General features: G+C 64.8%; 16 protein-coding genes. 8 read left to right on the forward strand and 8 right to left on the reverse strand.

Annotation, left to right across the window (positions count from 1 at the left end; all coding sequences use genetic code 11):
- Window positions 1-132: 132 nt before the first annotated feature.
- From hutG to AB4Y82_RS02840, 3 genes are read right to left on the reverse strand one after another with little or no spacing between them, the layout of a single operon-like run.
- Window positions 133-915, reverse strand: a complete 783-nt coding sequence (hutG, locus tag AB4Y82_RS02830) for an N-formylglutamate deformylase (protein ID WP_441604340.1) — start codon at window positions 913-915, stop codon at window positions 133-135.
- A 44-nt stretch (window positions 916-959) separates the two neighbouring features.
- Window positions 960-2,306, reverse strand: a complete 1,347-nt coding sequence (gorA, locus tag AB4Y82_RS02835; RefSeq protein ID WP_441604341.1) for a glutathione-disulfide reductase — start codon at window positions 2,304-2,306, stop codon at window positions 960-962.
- A gap of 59 nt (window positions 2,307-2,365) precedes the next feature.
- A complete protein-coding gene (locus tag AB4Y82_RS02840) occupies window positions 2,366-3,625 on the reverse strand; it encodes an NAD(P)/FAD-dependent oxidoreductase (protein ID WP_441604342.1) in 1,260 nt (419 codons plus the stop codon).
- 80 nt (window positions 3,626-3,705) lie between these two features.
- Here AB4Y82_RS02840 and AB4Y82_RS02845 point away from each other — a divergent pair, with 80 nt between their 5' ends.
- The 4 genes from AB4Y82_RS02845 (at window position 3,706) to AB4Y82_RS02860 (ending at window position 6,745) form a co-directional block, all read left to right on the forward strand.
- Window positions 3,706-5,040 (forward strand): hypothetical protein, encoded by a 1,335-nt coding sequence (locus tag AB4Y82_RS02845; RefSeq protein ID WP_441604343.1) that lies wholly within the window; start codon window positions 3,706-3,708, stop codon window positions 5,038-5,040.
- A gap of 95 nt (window positions 5,041-5,135) precedes the next feature.
- The gene (locus tag AB4Y82_RS02850; RefSeq protein ID WP_441604344.1) at window positions 5,136-5,708 is read left to right on the forward strand and encodes a C40 family peptidase; all 573 of its coding nucleotides are present in this window, start codon (window positions 5,136-5,138) and stop codon (window positions 5,706-5,708) included.
- A 145-nt stretch (window positions 5,709-5,853) separates the two neighbouring features.
- Complete coding sequence (locus AB4Y82_RS02855; protein WP_441604345.1) at window positions 5,854-6,312, forward strand: MarR family winged helix-turn-helix transcriptional regulator; 459 nt, start codon at window positions 5,854-5,856, stop codon at window positions 6,310-6,312.
- A gap of 4 nt (window positions 6,313-6,316) precedes the next feature.
- Complete coding sequence (locus AB4Y82_RS02860) at window positions 6,317-6,745, forward strand: organic hydroperoxide resistance protein (RefSeq protein ID WP_046972943.1); 429 nt, start codon at window positions 6,317-6,319, stop codon at window positions 6,743-6,745.
- An 805-nt stretch (window positions 6,746-7,550) separates the two neighbouring features.
- Here AB4Y82_RS02860 and AB4Y82_RS02865 read toward each other — a convergent pair.
- Window positions 7,551-8,036, reverse strand: coding sequence for an FKBP-type peptidyl-prolyl cis-trans isomerase (locus AB4Y82_RS02865; RefSeq protein WP_441604346.1), 486 nt, complete (start codon window positions 8,034-8,036; stop codon window positions 7,551-7,553).
- A gap of 48 nt (window positions 8,037-8,084) precedes the next feature.
- A complete protein-coding gene (locus AB4Y82_RS02870; protein ID WP_441604347.1) occupies window positions 8,085-9,326 on the reverse strand; it encodes an MFS transporter in 1,242 nt (413 codons plus the stop codon).
- 154 nt (window positions 9,327-9,480) lie between these two features.
- Here AB4Y82_RS02870 and AB4Y82_RS02875 point away from each other — a divergent pair, with 154 nt between their 5' ends.
- The 3 genes from AB4Y82_RS02875 (at window position 9,481) to AB4Y82_RS02885 (ending at window position 12,375) form a co-directional block, all read left to right on the forward strand.
- Window positions 9,481-10,146 carry a class I SAM-dependent methyltransferase gene (locus tag AB4Y82_RS02875; RefSeq protein ID WP_441604348.1) on the forward strand — a complete coding sequence of 222 codons (666 nt, stop codon included), beginning with the start codon at window positions 9,481-9,483 and terminating at the stop codon, window positions 10,144-10,146.
- A 171-nt stretch (window positions 10,147-10,317) separates the two neighbouring features.
- Window positions 10,318-11,655 (forward strand): DEAD/DEAH box helicase, encoded by a 1,338-nt coding sequence (locus tag AB4Y82_RS02880; RefSeq protein ID WP_441604349.1) that lies wholly within the window; start codon window positions 10,318-10,320, stop codon window positions 11,653-11,655.
- A gap of 249 nt (window positions 11,656-11,904) precedes the next feature.
- Window positions 11,905-12,375, forward strand: a complete 471-nt coding sequence (locus tag AB4Y82_RS02885) for a pilin (protein WP_441604350.1) — start codon at window positions 11,905-11,907, stop codon at window positions 12,373-12,375.
- Window positions 12,376-12,394: 19 nt separating this feature from the next.
- Here the strand turns inward: AB4Y82_RS02885 and rimJ are convergent, their stop codons facing one another.
- The 3 genes from rimJ to AB4Y82_RS02900 are packed head-to-tail and all read right to left on the reverse strand — an operon-like array spanning window position 12,395 to window position 14,590.
- Window positions 12,395-12,946 carry a ribosomal protein S5-alanine N-acetyltransferase gene (gene rimJ / locus AB4Y82_RS02890; protein WP_441604351.1) on the reverse strand — a complete coding sequence of 184 codons (552 nt, stop codon included), beginning with the start codon at window positions 12,944-12,946 and terminating at the stop codon, window positions 12,395-12,397.
- The gene (gene fghA, locus AB4Y82_RS02895; RefSeq protein ID WP_441604352.1) at window positions 12,943-13,791 is read right to left on the reverse strand and encodes an S-formylglutathione hydrolase; all 849 of its coding nucleotides are present in this window, start codon (window positions 13,789-13,791) and stop codon (window positions 12,943-12,945) included. The genes rimJ and fghA overlap by 4 nt, the downstream gene beginning before the upstream one ends.
- A gap of 49 nt (window positions 13,792-13,840) precedes the next feature.
- Window positions 13,841-14,590 carry an SDR family NAD(P)-dependent oxidoreductase gene (locus AB4Y82_RS02900; protein ID WP_441604353.1) on the reverse strand — a complete coding sequence of 250 codons (750 nt, stop codon included), beginning with the start codon at window positions 14,588-14,590 and terminating at the stop codon, window positions 13,841-13,843.
- 119 nt (window positions 14,591-14,709) lie between these two features.
- Here AB4Y82_RS02900 and AB4Y82_RS02905 point away from each other — a divergent pair, with 119 nt between their 5' ends.
- Entirely contained in the window at window positions 14,710-16,602 is a 1,893-nt protein-coding gene (locus AB4Y82_RS02905) for a DEAD/DEAH box helicase (RefSeq protein ID WP_441604354.1), read from the forward strand.
- Window positions 16,603-16,637: the final 35 nt, after the last annotated feature.

Raw genomic sequence — 16,637 nt, forward strand, 5'->3', positions numbered from 1 at the left:
TGCATCGCGACGGCTAAAACATCGCACGTTTGGCAGCAGCCCGGAACTGGATTTTTCCAGCATGCGCGCGAGATTTCCGCAGGCCACGTCTTGACATTGCAAGACCCTAACAAGGGTCGAATGTTTTTGCGCTTACGCCACGCAGAGCGCGAGCAGGCGCGCGATGGTTTCCTGCACTTGCACGGCGCTGGCTTCGGCATACGCGAAGCTGTCTTCGTCCATGTAATTGATCTGCGATAGCTCCAGCTGCACGGCCTGCACGCCGCTGTCGGGCTGCCCGTAATGGCGCGTGATGTAGCCACCCTTGAAGCGTCCATTCACCACGAAGCTATAGCGGGACTGGGTTTCCAGCACATCCTTGAGTTGCTGCTGCAAGGCCGCCGAGCAGCTCGCGCCCTCGGCCGTACCCAGGTTGAAGTCGGGCAACTGCCCCTCGAACAACATGGGCACGCGGCTACGGATGGAATGCCCGTCCCAGAGCACCACACGGCCGTGCGCGGCACGCAATCGTTCAAGTTCTTGCGATAGCGCGTCGTGATACGGACGCCAATACGCATTTACCCGACGTTGTATTTCTTCCGCCGTCGGTTCAGCTCCATCGAGGTAAAGCGGCTCACCATCGAAGCCGATGGTGGAGACAAGACCGGTTTCGCGCTTGCCGGGATACAGCGCATGACCGTCCGCGGGACGATTGAGGTCGACCACGTAACGCGATGCCACCGGACGGATCACGCTCGCCCCCAGTGCCTTGGCGAGCGGCTCGTACAGCCGCCCCACGTGCCAGTCGGTATCGACCGAGCGCTGCGCGTCGGGTCGCATGCGCGCGGCGATGTCATCGGGAATATGGCTGCCGTCGTGCGGCAGGCTGATGAGCAGCGGCGCGGTGCCGCGATGTAGCGTGTAGGTGGCAGTCATGGGTGAAGTTTACCGTGGCGCGGGAAAAGCCGATGTTGGCTCGCTCAGTTGATCAACACCAGTTCTTCGGCCGAACTCGGATGGATGGCAATGGTGTCTTCCAGATCCCGCTTGCGCAGGCCCATTTTCAGCGCGACCGCAAAGCCCTGCAGCATTTCGTCCGCGCCTTCGCCGAGCACATGGATGCCCACCACGCGCTCGTCGTCGCCTTCGGTGACGACCTTCATCAAGGTCGGATGTTTCCGCCCTGCCACGGCCCATTTCATCGGCGTGAATTTCGCGCGGTGCACGTGCACTTTGTCACCATGGAATTGGCGCGCCTGCGCTTCGGTGAGGCCGACGATCGCCAGTGGCGGCTCGGCGAAGACGACACTGGGAATATTGTCGTAATCGAGCCGACTGTCGGGTTTGCCGCCGAACAGTCGATCGGCCAGTCGTCTTCCCGCCGCCACCGCCACCGGTGTGAGTTCCGGGCGTTCGGTGACATCGCCGACGGCGAAGATGCCTTCGACATTGGTGGCCTGCCAGGCGTCGGTGACGATGTGGCCCCATTCGTCCACGTTGACGCCAGCGGCATCGAGATCCAGCCGGTCGCTGTTGGGTACGCGGCCGATCGCCCACAACACGGCGTCATACGGTCCGCAGGGGCCATTGACGTCATCGTCGATCATGAGGTTTTCGCCATCGCGATGCAGGCCCGTCACTTTCACCTGGTTGGTGATGCGGATGCCCGCGTCGCACATGTGCTGCTCAAGCGCATCGACCAGTTCCGCATCGAAGCTCGTGAGCATGCGATTGCGCACGTGCAGCGTCACCTCGCTGCCCAGCGCGTTGAGCAGTCCCGCGAATTCGATGGCGATGTAGCCCGCGCCAATGACGGCAATGCGCTTGGGCAAGGTGCGCAGCGCAAAAATGTCATCGGACACCATGCCCAGATCGAAGCCGGGTATATCCAGGCGATGCGGACGGCCGCCGGTGGCAATCACGATTTGCGGGGCACGCAATTCTTCTCCGCACGAAGTGGCAATCGTGTTGGCGGACACGAAGCGCCCCGTTTCGGTGAACACCTGGATGCCGCCCTCTTCCAGGCCCATCGCGTAACGATGGCGGATGTTGTCGATGTAGTGCTGGCGCAGCTGGCGGAAATGTTCCCAGTCGAGCGCGCCGGGCTGGGACGCAAAACCATAGTCCACCGCGAGCCGTTGCTCCTGCGCCAGCTGGCCGGCGAACCACAGCGCCTTCTTGGGCACGCAGCCGACATTGACGCAGGTGCCGCCCAGTGCGCTGGGTTCAAGCAAGGCGACGCGTGCGCCATGGCGCGCGGCACGGAATGCGGCCCCCAGGCCACCCGAACCACCACCCAATACGATCAGATCAAACGTTTCCGCCATGCCGCTCTCCGGTTTGCGCCATTGAAGTTAAGCGAGTCTGCGAGCAGGCCGCGTCAAGATCACACGCCAAAGCGCGACGGTGCGTACGGCGAGGGATCGATTGCTGGCGTCGCGCCGCGCAACATCGATGCCACCAGTTCGCCCGTGGCCGCCGACATGCTCACGCCAAGCATGCCGTGCGCCGTGGCCAAAGTGAGATTGGACCAGCGGGAGCTGGGGCCGATGATTGGCACCTCGTCCACACTCATAGGACGCCAACCCCACCACTCTTCCTTCAGTTCGGGCCCTTCGGGCACGTGCAGCCCCTGGGCGGCGCCTCGACGCAAGGCATCCAGACGCGTGCGGTTGAGGCCCTCGGCATAGCCGGAAAACTCCATCGTGCTGCCCAGCCGGAAGCCGCTGTCCCAGGTGGTGACGCACACGGCGGCCTCGCGCAATACCAGCGCGTGGCGCGGCGCCACGGCGGGACGCGAATAAGTGATCGAATAGCCTTTGCCTGGTTGCATGGGCAGGCGCAGGCCGAGCGAGCTCGCGGTCAACGGCGACCAGGCACCGAGCGCCATCACCACACGCTCGCCACGGAACACACCGCGGGTCGTGCGCACGTGGTCGATACGATTGCCGTCAAGGCCAAAGCCGTCGATGCGGGCGCCCGATTCGACGATGCCACCCAGCTCCGTCACGCGGCGCGCGAGTTCGGCGGCGTACCGGTCTGGTCGCAGACGTGCGTCGTCCGGGTGGAAAAGCCCGCCGGCAACGCCGGGTTTAAGCGCGGGCTCGCGCTCTTCCACGGCCTCGCCGCTCAAGCGCTCCACCGCTACACCCAGGCGATCGAGCACCTGGGCGTGGTGACGCTCGTCTGCCTGCAACGCCCCTGCCGAGCGGTAGACATACAGCTCCCCTTCTTCGCCGAACTCGCAGTCGAACCGCTCGTCGCGCACGAGGCCCGCAAGTAATCCGCGCGAGCGTTGCAGGATGGCTGAACGTGCTTGCGCGGCATGTTCGAAATCGCGCCAGTTGCAGTGGCGGGCAAAGCCGAGCAGCCAGCGCAGGCGCGGGCCGTCAAAGCGTGGGTTGAGGTAGAGCGGTGCATCCGCCCGCAGCATCGAGCGCAACGCCACGCCAAACATGCCCGGCATGGCCAGGGGCGCCGCGTGGCTGGGGGTGATCGTTCCACAATTGCCGTGCGAACTGCCGCAGCCCGGGGTACCCTGCTCCAGAACGCGCACGGTAGCCCCAGACTTCAGCAGGTAGTAAGCGCAGGCCAGGCCGATGACGCCACCGCCGAGAACCAGCACATCACTGCGTGAATCATCCATCGGACTATTGTAGCGTCGCCATGACCCACTCCTGACCTTGAGAGATTAGCGCGATGGGAACGTCAGAGCAGTCCAGCAGGATGTTGGTACGGTGGCGTTCGGCGATGCGCTGCGCGGCGGTACTGGCGGCGTGCGCGGCGGGTGCGGTGCACGCCCAGGCCGCCAAGCAACAACCCGCGCCGACACAGACAGCCACGCAACCCGAGGGGCCGGCCACCGCATCCTCGGCCACCGCCGTGAGTCGCGACCTGTTCACGGAAACCGCGCACATCAAGAACGACCTTGCGCGCTACCTGTACCTGCGCGAAGTGATGCCCCAGCTCACCAAGGACGATCGCCTCATCGATCAGCAGCTGCTGGCGACCGTCGAGGACGAGCTCGGCTTCTACGACGAAGCCATCAACGACTTTCCGTTCGACAACCGCGTGCAGACCCCGGTGACCCTGCCCACGCCGGCCGACTGGGTGACCGCCGACGCGGCGACCGAGATCGCCAAGCTGACGACAGACCGGCGCATCGTGTTGATCAACGAAGCTCACCACGACGCCCATACCCGTGAGCTCACGCTGGCCTTGCTGCCGAAGCTGCGCGCGGAGGGCTTCACCTATTTCGCTGCCGAGGCGCTGGCCAACGGCGACACGGAGCTCATGAAGCGCGGCTATCCCATTGCCAGCAGCGGCAGCGAGTATCTGCACGAGCCGATCTATGGCCAGATCATCCGGGAAGCGATACGACTGGGCTTCAAGGTGGTGGCCTATGAGTCCGACGCCGATGCCCTGGCTGATCGCGAATCGGGCCAGGCGCAGCTGCTCTATCGCCAGGTGTTCAAGAACGATCCCAAGGCGCGCCTGTTCGTGCATGCCGGTTACGCCCATATCGACAAGGCCGTCGGCAACCTGGGCAAGACCATCAAGCCGATGGCCATGCAGCTCAAGCAGCTGACTGGATTCGATCCGCTGTCGATCGACCAGACTCGGTGGCGCGACATCGGCCCGATGCCCAAGACGGATCTGTACAACCAGCTGTCCGCCGCCTTCCCCGTCGACAAGCCTTCGGTGCTGCTCAGCCGCCAGAACGGCAGCGTGTGGGCATCGGACCCGGATCGTCACGACGTCGACGTGATCCTTCCGCGTTCCGGCCACCAGCGCCGCCCCCACTGGCTGGAACTGGGTGGCGCACGGCAGACCCGGGTGATCTCCAGTGAGATGTGCCAGCGCCAGTTCCCCTGCATCGTGGAAGCCCGCTACGCCAATGAGAGCGACGACGCCATCCCGGCAGATCGCTACGTGCTGCTGACCGACAACGTGATGAACTCGCTCTACCTGTGGCCGGGCGAGTACAGGCTCAGCAGCCGCGACAGGGAAGGCCGCAAGCTCAGTGAGCGGCGCATCACCGTGAACCAGCCCGGCTCATGACGTCCGGAGATCGCACCTCCAGCGATCACTTAGAACTTTCTTCCAACTTATTGATTTGATAACCTCGGGCTCGTCTCAAGACCAGGGAAGACGAGATGCGCCCCAACTTCGCCCATCCTGCCTGTGCGCACTTGGCATGGTGGCGTCTTGCGCAACGCGCCCTGGTCGTCGGCGCCGTCCTGCTGCTCGCGGCCTGCGCCAGCAGCAGCCGGCGCCCCGAGCCCACCTACAAAGATTCCCGCTCCTCCCTGGCCAATTTGCCCGCTCGCGCCCCTAGCGGCGCCACCGGTACGGCCAACGATGTGTTGTTCCGCGCCATCGCGCTGGTCGGCACGCCGTACCGCTGGGGCGGCAATACGCCCGACAGCGGCTTCGATTGCAGCGGCCTGGTCGACTACATCTACCGCAATGCGGCGGGTCTGAGCCTGCCCCACAGCTCCCGTGAAATGTCGCAATTGAGCGGCGAGCGGGTTCGCCAGATGAACGAGCTGATGAGCGGTGACCTGGTCTTCTTCGGTGGTTCGGGTGGCATCAGCCACGTGGGCGTCTACGTAGGTAAAGGCCGCTTTGTGCATGCGCCCAACAGCGGCGGCACGGTGAGGCTGGACGATATCGACGGCCCCTACTGGCGCGACCATTTCGAGTTCGGCAAGCGACTGCTCGACTGATCCGGCGCTCGTCGGGCCAGCCAGCGCGCCGCCACGCCTGTCGCGCTTCACACCCCGCATTCCCAGGCCACTTTAGGCTCCGCCTATCGTTTCGATTGAGAAATTGAATTGTACACAATTTAATTTTGCGCTTAGTATCTCTCCTATGAAACGGCAACCGACCCCCAACCAGCTCCTGCTCGACCAGCAACTGTGCTTTGCGCTGTATGCCGCGTCGCGCTCGGTCACGGGGCTGTACCGGCCGCTGCTCGAACCGCTGGGCCTGACCTATCCGCAGTACCTGGTGATGCTGGTGCTGTGGGAACGCGACGGGCTCACCGTGGGCGAACTCGGCCAGCGCCTCCAGCTGGATTCCGGAACGCTCACACCCCTGCTCAAGCGTCTGCAGACCGCCGGCCTGGTGGCACGCCAGCGCCGCAAGGAAGACGAGCGCGTGGTGGATATCCGTCTTACCGACGCCGGCCTGGCGCTACGCGACAAGGCCAGCGGCATTCCCGAATGTCTCGCGCAGTGCATGCAGCTCTCACTCGATCAGATGCAAACCCTGCGCGATGAACTGAAGCGACTTACCCAACAGATCCAACTCTCCCCAAGCGAGGACTAAACCCATGAACATCAGCAAGATTCTCTACACCGCCACCGCCACCGTTCACGGCGGCCGCGAAGGCCACGCCAAGAGCGACGACGGCGTGCTAGACCTGCAGCTGGTCGTGCCCAAGGGCCTGGGTGGTCCGGGTGGCCAGGGCAGCAACCCCGAGCAGCTGTTCGCCGCCGGTTATGCCGCCTGCTTCGAAGGCGCCGTGCGCTTCGTGGCCCGCCAGCAGAACGTGACGCTGAAGGACGCCTCGGTGACCGCGCACGTGGGCATTGGTCCGCGCGAACCGACGGGCTTTGGCATCGCCGTGAAGCTGGAAGTGAATCTGCCGGGTATCGACCGCGCCGTGGCACAGGAACTGGTCGACACAGCGCATCGTGATATCTGCCCTTATTCGCATGCGACGCGCGGCAATGTGGATGTGGAAATCACGCTGGTCTGATCTGGTATTCCAGGTTGGAAACGATGACGGCACCGCGAGGTGCCGTTGTTGTTTGTGGCCTGTGTCGACGCGAGGCAGGAGCAGCGGTGTGCGCGATCTGCAGGTTTGGAGATTTCGCTTCGTAGGCGTTGCGCACAGGGTGCGCTCCCACAAAGAGCCGACCGGCAACGTTGATCCGTTATCCCCAGACCTGCCAACCCTTGTAGGAGCGCACTTGTGCGCGACCGAGGCGCTGGGATGTAGCGCTCCGTCGGCTGGTCGCGCACAAGTGCGCTCCTACAAGGGAGCTGCTTGGCCCAGCGACGTCGCGTTGTACGGCTCTTGATCCCCGGGGTCCCCGTATGACGCGGCGGGCGGGTGGAGGAAAGCCCGAAGGGTGGCCGCATGGATGCGGCCAGTTTTTCGACAGGACAGGGATGTCCTGTCGAAAAACCCCGGAGCCCGCCCGCGCACCTGGAGGGCCGTAGGCCCGGAAGGCGCGTCATCCGGGGGCCCTTTCTTTTGGTTACTTTTCTTTACTCCGGGCACCCTGCCCTCCGCCCTTCGGGCCGGCTTCGCCGTTCGCACGCGCTCCTGCGCGTGCGTGGGCAAGCAAAGAAAAGTAACTCGGCTGCCGGCAGGCAGACGAAACGCCCGCCGCGTAGGCGGCACGCTGGCGACAAGGCGACAACCGGAGACGATCGCTACTGGATCCCGGCCTGCGCCGGGATGACGAGCAAAAAAAAGCCGCTCCGTCTGGAGCGGCTTCTATTAGGCCTACCTTTATCCCTAGCCCCTCCCCAAAGGAGAAAGCCGACGGAAAAAATTAGTGCACCTCCGCACCCGGCGGATGCGCATGCCCATGCGAAATCTCTTCCTCAGTCCCATCGCGCACTTCATTGATGGTCACATCGAAATTCAGCGTCTTGCCCGCCATCGGATGATTCAAGTCAACGTCGACCGTGGTCATGCCGACCTTCTCCACCACCACCACGCGGTGGCCGCCTTCCTTCAGCGCCAACACCGTGGTCATGCCCGGCTTGAGCTTGGCAGCCTGCTGGAAGTACTTCTTCGGCACGCGCTGGGTCATGCCCGGCTGGCGCTCGCCATAGCCCTCGGCGGCGGCGACTTCGACCTGCAGGTTTTCGCCTGCTTCATGGTCTTCCAGCGCCTTTTCCAGGCCCGGGATCAGCTGGCCGTGGCCGAGCAGTACCCATAGCGGTTCGTTACGGTCGAGGGAGCTCTCGACCTTTTCACCGTCCACCGTCAGCGTGTAGTGGAGCGAGATGACCTTGTCCTTGCCAGCCTTCATTGCATGTCTCGTGATGGATCAAACGCTGAATTCTAGCAGCCTGCCCGGCTACTCGCCCGTGCCCGGCGGGGAGCGGCCAAAGCGGGCGCCACGGGCCTCGGGACCCACCCAGGCCAGGAAGGCCAGCAGCACGGCGACGGCGGCCATCCAGGCCGACATGGCGAATGCCAGGCCGCCATGTTGCCGGGCGATCCACAGCTGGGCATTGGCCGTCACCGCGGCCAGCAGGTTGCCGGTCTGGTAGGCAAAGCCGGGCAAGGTGCCCCGCATGCCCTCGGGGGCCAGTTCGTTGAGGTGCGTCGGCACCACACCCCAGGCGCCCTGCACCATCACCTGGATCAGGAACGCACCCAGCGCCAGCAGCGCCAACGTATTGCCGTACATCCACAGGGGAATCACCGGAATGGCGAGCAAGGCGGCCAGGATGATGGCCTTGCGCCGGCCGATGCGCTCCGACAACGCGCCGAAGAACAGGCCGCCCACCAGTGCACCGAGATTGAGCATCGCCACCAGCATGAAGGCCGCGCCCGAGCCGGTGGGCAGATGCAGGCCCTCCTCCTCGAAGGTGTGGTACAGGTCCTGCGAGCCGTGGCTGAACATGTTGAACGCCATCATCAGCAGCATGAGATAGAGGGCGAGCTTCCAGTGGCCGCGCATCGATTCGAGCAGGCCCTTTTTGTCCTTGGCCGCGCGTTCCTGTTTCCAAACTTCCGACTCCGGCACGCTGCGGCGGATGTACAACACCAGCAGCGCGGGCAAGGCGCCGACGATGAACAACCCGCGCCAGCCGATGTGATCGACCAGCAGCCAGTTCACCAGCGCGCCCAGGAAGAACCCGACCGGGTAGCCACTCTGCAACAGGCCCGACACCACGCCGCGCGCCTTGGGCGGAATCGATTCCATCGCCAGCGATGCGCCGATGCCCCATTCGCCGCCCATCGCCACGCCAAACAGGAAACGCAGCACCAGCAGCATGGTGAGCGAGGTGGAGAATGCCGTGGCCAGCTCGAACACCGAAAACAGAATCACATCGAGCATCAGGATGGGACGCCGGCCATAGCGATCGGCCAGGCGCCCGAACAACAGCGCACCGATGGGACGCGCCGCCAGCGTGAGCAACAGACCGAATGCCACTTCCTGATTGCCGACGTGGAATTCCTGCGCCACGCCCACGATTACGAAGGTCAGCAGGAAATAATCGAACGCATCCAGCGTCCAGCCCAGGAAGCTGGCCAGCACGGTGTGCCGCTGGGTGGTGGTGAGCTCCCGAAAGGGCGCGAACGGCGACATGTGTTGCTCCACGGTGAAGGATCACGACCGCCCGGGCGGCTCGCAGGGCGCCAAGCGAACCATCACCGCCGCCCTAGCGCAAGCCGGGAGTAGTGCCGGCCAAAGTTTGAAGGCATGCTCGCCTTCACATCACGCAGCCATGGAGTGGGCTGACATGTCGCCCATGGATGCCACCCTGTATCGCATCGCCAACTCGTACGACCACTGGCTCCAGCGCCGCTACGTCAAGGGCAAGCTGGCGGCCGACCCTGCGTACGCGGCGACGGCGGCCCTGGTGATGAACCGGCCGATGCCACTGCTGGACATCGGCTGCGGCATCGGCCTGCTCGGCCAATACCTGCATGCGCGCGGCGTCGTCACGCGCTACCTGGGCGTGGACAACGACTCGCGCAAGATCGACGCTGGCAACCGCGCCTTGCGGCAATCGGGTCTCGATGGCGTGCTGCAGCTGCGCCAGACCGATGGTGTGGCGGAGCAGCCCATACGCGGCCATGTGGCCCTGCTCGACGTGCTGCACTACCTGCCCCGCGACGGCCAGCGTGCATTGCTGGAGAACGCCATGGTGCATGTCGCCCCGGGCGGCCTGCTGGTGATACGCAACGTGCTGCGCGAACGCAGCTGGCGTTATGCCCTCACGCGCGTTTCGGAGTTCTTCCTGAGCGCCAGTGGCTGGATGCGGGTGGGCGCCCAGCACTATCCCAGTGCCGACGAGCTGCGCGGGCAGCTCGAGGCCGCCGGTCTTTCGGTCAGCATCCGCTCGCTGCACGGCAAGATGCCGTTTGACAGCTACCTGGTGGTGGCAGAGCGGGCACGGGCCTGAAGACCCCGAAACCAGGGCTTCACACCCGGCCCTGGCGACCCGGTTTGGCAAACCAAGCAGCTAATTCAGAATTGCGCTATACTCCCCTGTCACGACCTTCCGTCGTGCCTCCCCCTTACTGATACTGCAACGCGGTTCGATTCGAACGCTCCGGGTTGCTCTGGAGCTTCCATGACTTTCGAATCGCTGGGCCTTGCGCCCGCGTTGTTGCGCGCGCTTGCCGACCAAGGCTACGCCGTCCCTACCCCCATCCAGGCTGCGGCCATTCCGGTTGTACTGGAAGGCGGCGACCTGCTCGCTGCTGCCCAGACCGGTACCGGCAAGACCGCGGCGTTCGCGCTGCCGCTCTTGCAGCACCTGTCCAACGCCGGCGCCACCCAGACCCGTCGCCCTCGTGCCCTCGTGCTCACGCCCACGCGTGAACTGGCGGCCCAGGTGCACGAGAACCTGCGCGACTACGGCAAGTACCTGCGCGTCAGCAGCACCACCATCTTTGGCGGCGTCAGCATGGGCCCGCAGATGCAGGCGCTGCGTCGCGGCGTGGACGTGGTCATCGCCACGCCGGGCCGCCTGATCGATCACATGCAGCAGCGCTCGCTGGATCTGTCCGGCGTGGAAGTGCTGATCCTGGACGAAGCCGACCGCATGCTCGACATGGGCTTCCTGCCGGCGCTCAAGCGCATTCTGTCCGCCGTGCCCAAGCAGCGTCAGACGCTGCTGTTCTCGGCCACTTTCGCGGGCCCGATCAAGGCGCTGGCGATGCAGTTCATGCATCAGCCGCGCGAAGTGTCGGTGACCCCGGCCAATAGCGTGGCTACGACAGTTACGCATCACGTGCATCCGGTGGACGCGGGCAAGAAGCGCGACCTGCTGCTGCACGTGCTGTCGCAGGACAGCCGCCGCCAGACCCTGGTGTTCAGCCGCACCAAGCACGGCGCCGACAAGCTGGTGACGTTCCTGGGTGCTGCCGGCCTGCGTGCCGCCGCCATCCACGGCAACAAGAGCCAGAACGCGCGCACGCGTGCGCTGAGCGATTTCAAGACTGGCCGCGTGACTGTGCTGGTGGCGACCGATATCGCGGCTCGCGGCATCGACATCGATCAGCTGCCCATCGTGATCAACTTCGACCTGCCGATGGTCGCGGAAGACTACGTGCACCGCATCGGCCGCACCGGTCGCGCTGGCGCCGAGGGCATGGCCGTGTCGCTGGTGAGCCATGACGAGTCGGGCCTGCTGCGTGACATCCGCAAGCTGCTCAAGCAGGACATCGCCTTCAGCGACGTGCCGGGCTTCGAGCCGTCGCATCCGCTGCGCACGGACGCCGCTGCACCGCGTCCGGTGCAGGGCCAGCGCCAGGCGCGCCCGGCTGCTCGCCCGCAGGGTGGCCGTCCGCAGGGGTCGCATCGCCCGCACGGTCATGGCTCGGGCCATGGCTTCGGCGGCGGCGAGCGTCCGGCCGAAGGCAACCGCAAGCGTCAGCGCCGCGGTCGCCCCGCTGCCAAGGCGTAAGCACGCCCCATGGTGAGGCCTCGCGCTCAGGCGCCGAGGCCTCACGCTGTACCAACAGCCCCACTGGGCTGTGCAAGTTACCTGCGCTATTTCCTGAACCGTGACGCGTCATGTTGGCCCGAGTGCCAACGAACTATGCGAAGGTGTGCGCACGCCCTTGTGGCGTAGCTGCCCAAATAGCTTTGACGAATCTCTCATTCGCTTGCCACGGGATTTGTCCAAACATAGTCACGGTAAAGGAGCATCGAGATGAGCGGCGAACGATCCAAGCCCATCATGATCGGCCTTGCACTACTCGCCATCGTGGCCGTGGTCGCCACCATAGCGATTCCCACCTGGCGCAATCATCACGTGTCCGAACGCCTGGACGAAGCACTCCAGTCCGGTGAAGCGGCAAAGCTGGTAGTGATGGAAGCCGCCACCGTGCGCGGCGGGCTGAGCCAGCTCAAACCTGGCGACCTCACCTTCAACGCCACATCGTCGGTCAGTGCGTATACGTCGAAGATCGACGTCTCCGAAACCGGGCGCATCACCATTGCGACGCAGAACACCGGCGCGACACCCGACCCCGTTTTTCTTCTCACACCCCTGGACAATTCAGCGGCCGGCGGCAATGCCCCGGTGGTGTGGAGTTGCGACATCATTGCCGGCGCCACCCAATGGATGCCTGCACGCTGCACACGCCCCGCATTGCCGGCATCGGCTTCCACCAAGGGCTGAGTCGCGCGCGCCCGGGTAGCTACGGCTCTCGAATGCGCGAGGTGAGTACGTGGTCTTCCCACACGCCGGCGATCTGCAGGTAGCGCTTGGCATAACCTTCGCGCTCAAAACCAAGCCGCTCCAGCAAGCGACCGCTGCGTTCATTGCGCGGCATGTAGTTGGCCATCACACGATGCATGTCCAACTGATGGAAGGCCCAAGGCAGCGCCGTTTCCAATACTTCCTGCATCAAGCCCTGCGATTGCCTGCGCTGGGCCACGCTATAGCCCAGGTGACAGGCCTGGAACGCACCGCGCACCACGTTGGCGAAGGTGAAGCTGGCGAGGATTTCCTGGCCCGACAGGTCCAGCGCAAAGAACGGATAGGCCCGATCCAGCCGCACGGCCTCGCGCGATTCCGCCAACGTCTGCACGCAGTGGTCAAGGGTGTAGTAAGCGTCGTCGCGCAACGGTTCCCAGGGCGCCAGATGCTCGCGGTTCTGCTCGCGATAACGCAGCAGTTTCCACGCATCGGCCACCTCGACCAGCCGCAGCACCGCGCGGCGCGTGGTGATGGGATGCAACACGCTCACAACGCCCCCAGCGCCTCGGCGTGATGACGAAGGTGGTCGTCGATGAAACTGGTGATGAAGTAGTAGCTGTGGTCGTAACCGCCATGCCGGCGCAGCAGCAAGGACTGGCCGCCTTCGGCGCAGGCCTGGTCAAACAACTCGGGCTTGAGCTGGGTGGCGAGAAAGCCATCGGCTTCGCCCTGGTCGATCAGGATGGTGCCGTCGAAACGGTGCGTACGCACCAGTTCGCAGGCGTCATAGTCCGCCCAGGTTTTCACATCGTCGCCAAGGTAACGCGGGAATGCCTTCTGCCCCCACGGCACCTGGCTAGGCGCCACGATCGGCGCGAAGGCCGATACCGAGCGGTATCGATCCGGATGGCGCAAGGCGATGGTGAGCGCGCCGTGGCCACCCATCGAATGGCCGGTGATGCCGCTGCGGGCGATATCGGCAGGAAAATGCCCTGCAATCAGCGCAGGCAGTTCATCCACGATGTAGCTGTGCATGCGAAAGCGCGACGACCACGGCGACTGGGTGGCATCGAGATAGAAGCCGGCGCCCTCGCCGAATTCCCAGTCACCCGTGGCGCCGTCCAAACCCGTCTGGCGCGGGCTGGTATCGGGCATCACCAGGATCAGCCCCAACTCGGCGGCCAGCCGCTGGGCGCCGGCCTTGATCGTCGCGGTTTCTTCCGTGCAGGTCAGGCCGGCGAGGAAATACAGCACCGGGCACGCCTGCTGTGCCGCTTGCGGCGGCTGGAACAGCGCAAAGCGCATCGGTCCGCCGCAACTGTCCGATTGATGTCGGTAAAACCCCTGCACGCCACCGTGGCAGCGTTGCTCGGAGATCGTTTCGATCCCTGTCATGGTCAATCCTTGTGCTGAAACAGAGCCTGCCAATGATAATGCGCTTGTCTCAGCGCTCCTGGTCGGTGGGCCGCATCAGCACTTCGTTGATGTTGACGTGTGAAGGACGCGACACGCAGAACGTGATGGCCTCCGCCACGTCCACCGACTGCAGCTGGCGCATGCTGTCGGCCCAGGCGTTGAGGTTGTCCTTGGTGACAGCGTGGCCGATGTGGTCGCGCAGTTCCGTCTCCACCACGCCGGGCTCGATCACGGTGACGCGGATATTGTGCTGGTAGACCTCGCGGCGCAACGCTTCGGAAAACGCCACAACGCCGAACTTGGTCGCCGAATACGCGGCGGCGTTGGGATTGGCCACGCGCCCGGCCGTCGACGAGATATTCACGATGTGACCGTCGCGGCGCTGGCGCATGCCGGGCAACGCAGCCTGCGTGGAGGCGATGAGGCTGAGCACGTTCAGCTCCAGCATGTGACGCCAGCGGCCGAGATCGGCCTCTTCGACTGGCTCCAGATACATCACGCCGGCGTTGTTCACCAGAATGTCCAGGCGGCCGTAACGCGCTTCCGTCTCGGACACGATGCGCTGGGCTTCGTGCTCGTCGGCGAGATCGGCCACGAGCACGAGCGGATCGGCGCCCAGCGCTTGCAGCTTCACGGCCAGCGCCTCCAGACGGTCGCGACGACGGGCCGCGATAGCAACCTTTGCCCCCGCCTCAGCCAGGTCCAGCGCGGTGGCCTCACCTATCCCCGACGAGGCGCCAGTGACCAGCGCAACTCGACCATCAAGACGTCCAGACATGAATAATCCTCACCCAATAGCCATCAGCTAGCACAAAAATCCCGGCGCGACCGGGCCAGCCTGTTACAATACCGTCATTCTCCCGCATGCCCTCGTGCATGCCATGTCGAGGTTCCCCCATGTCCTCCCCGTCTTCCGATTCCCAGCCGGCAGCCGTCGGCTTTGCTGCGCTTGGCCTTCATCCGGAGCTGCTGCGCGCACTCACCGATGTCGGCTATGAGTCGCCCTCGCCGATCCAGGCCGCCACCATTCCGCCGCTGCTGGAAGGTCGCGACGTGCTTGGCCAGGCGCAGACCGGCACCGGCAAAACCGCCGCGTTCGCGTTGCCGATTCTTTCGCGCATCGATTTGAAGCCCGGCAAGCCGCAGGCGCTGGTGCTGGCGCCGACGCGCGAGCTGGCCATCCAGGTGGCTGAAGCGTTCCAGCGTTACGCCACGCACATGCCAGGCCTGCAGGTGTTGCCGATCTATGGCGGCCAGAGCTATGGCCCGCAGCTGCACTCGCTCAAGCGCGGCGTGCAGATCGTGGTGGGTACGCCCGGCCGCGTGATCGACCATCTCGATCGCGGCACGCTCGACCTGTCCGAGCTGAAGTTCCTGGTGCTCGACGAAGCCGACGAAATGCTGCGCATGGGCTTCATCGACGACGTCGAGAAAGTGCTGCAGGCGACCCCGCCGCAGCGCCAGGTGGCGCTGTTCTCCGCCACCATGCCCACGCCGATCCGCAAGATTGCGCAGCAGCATTTGAAAGATCCGCGCGAAGTGACGATCAAGTCGTCGACCACCACCGCGGCGAATATCCGCCAGCGTTACTGGTTCGTCAGCGGCATGCACAAGCTCGACGCGATGACCCGCATCCTCGAGGCCGAGCCGTTCGACGCGATGATCATCTTCGCGCGCACCAAGTCGGCCACCGAAGAACTGGCCGAGAAGCTGCAGGCGCGAGGTCTTGCCGCCGCCGCCATCAACGGCGACATCGCGCAGGCTCAGCGCGAGCGCGTGATCCAGCAGCTCAAGGACGGCAAGCTCGACATCCTGGTGGCCACCGACGTGGCCGCGCGTGGTCTGGACGTGGAACGCATCAGCCACGTAATGAACTACGACATCCCGTACGACACCGAAAGCTACGTGCACCGCATCGGCCGCACCGGTCGCGCGGGTCGCAGCGGTGAGGCGATCCTGTTCGTCACGCCGCGCGAGAAAGGCATGCTGCGCGCGATCGAACGCGCCACCCGCCAGCCCATCGAAGAGATGAAGCTGCCGACGGTGGAAGCAGTCAACGACGTGCGCATCGCCAAGTTCAAGCAGCGCATCAGCGACACCATCGCGGTGGGCGAACTGCAGCTGTTCCAGCAGCTGATCGAGCAGTACGAGCAGGAACACAATATCCCGGCCGTCGAAATCGCTGCCGCGTTGGCACGCATCGCCCAAGGCAACCAGCCGCTGCTGCTGACGCCGCCGGCCAAGCGCGAATTCACCCCGCGCGAACCGCAGGGTCGTGAACGCGAGCATGGCCGTGACCGGGGCGAGCGCGAGCATCGCGGTGAACGCGAACATCGTCCGCACGATCGCGACAGTGGCCCCCGCGATTTCACGCCGCGCCCCGTGCGCCCGCATCACACGGAAGAAGGCAAGCGTACCTTCCGCGTGGAAGTGGGCCATGAGCACGGCGTCAAGCCGGGCAACATCATCGGCGCCATCGCCAACGAAGCCGGCCTGGAAAGCGGCCACATCGGCCGCCTGAGCATCCGCGGCGAATACAGCCTGATCGACCTGCCCGACGGCATGCCGGCCGAAGTGTTCCAGCACCTGCAGAAGGTGTGGGTGAGCCAGCAGCAGCTGCGCATCAAGCCGTGGGACGGCGATGACAGCGGCGCCGGCGATGCCGCTCCGCGTCGCCAGGGTGGCGGTTTCCGTCCGGGTGGCGGCTTCAACAAGAAGCCGGGTGGCGGAAAGCCGCGGCCGCAGGGGCATGGTGCGGGCGGTAATAAGGGGCCGCGTCGCGCGAAGTAAGCGCGGGGCCTTGTGTGCCTGACATCGCCAGCCAC

The sequence above is a fragment of the Dyella sp. 2YAF14 genome, assembly GCF_052114725.1.
Classification (GTDB): Bacteria; Pseudomonadota; Gammaproteobacteria; order Xanthomonadales; family Rhodanobacteraceae; genus Dyella.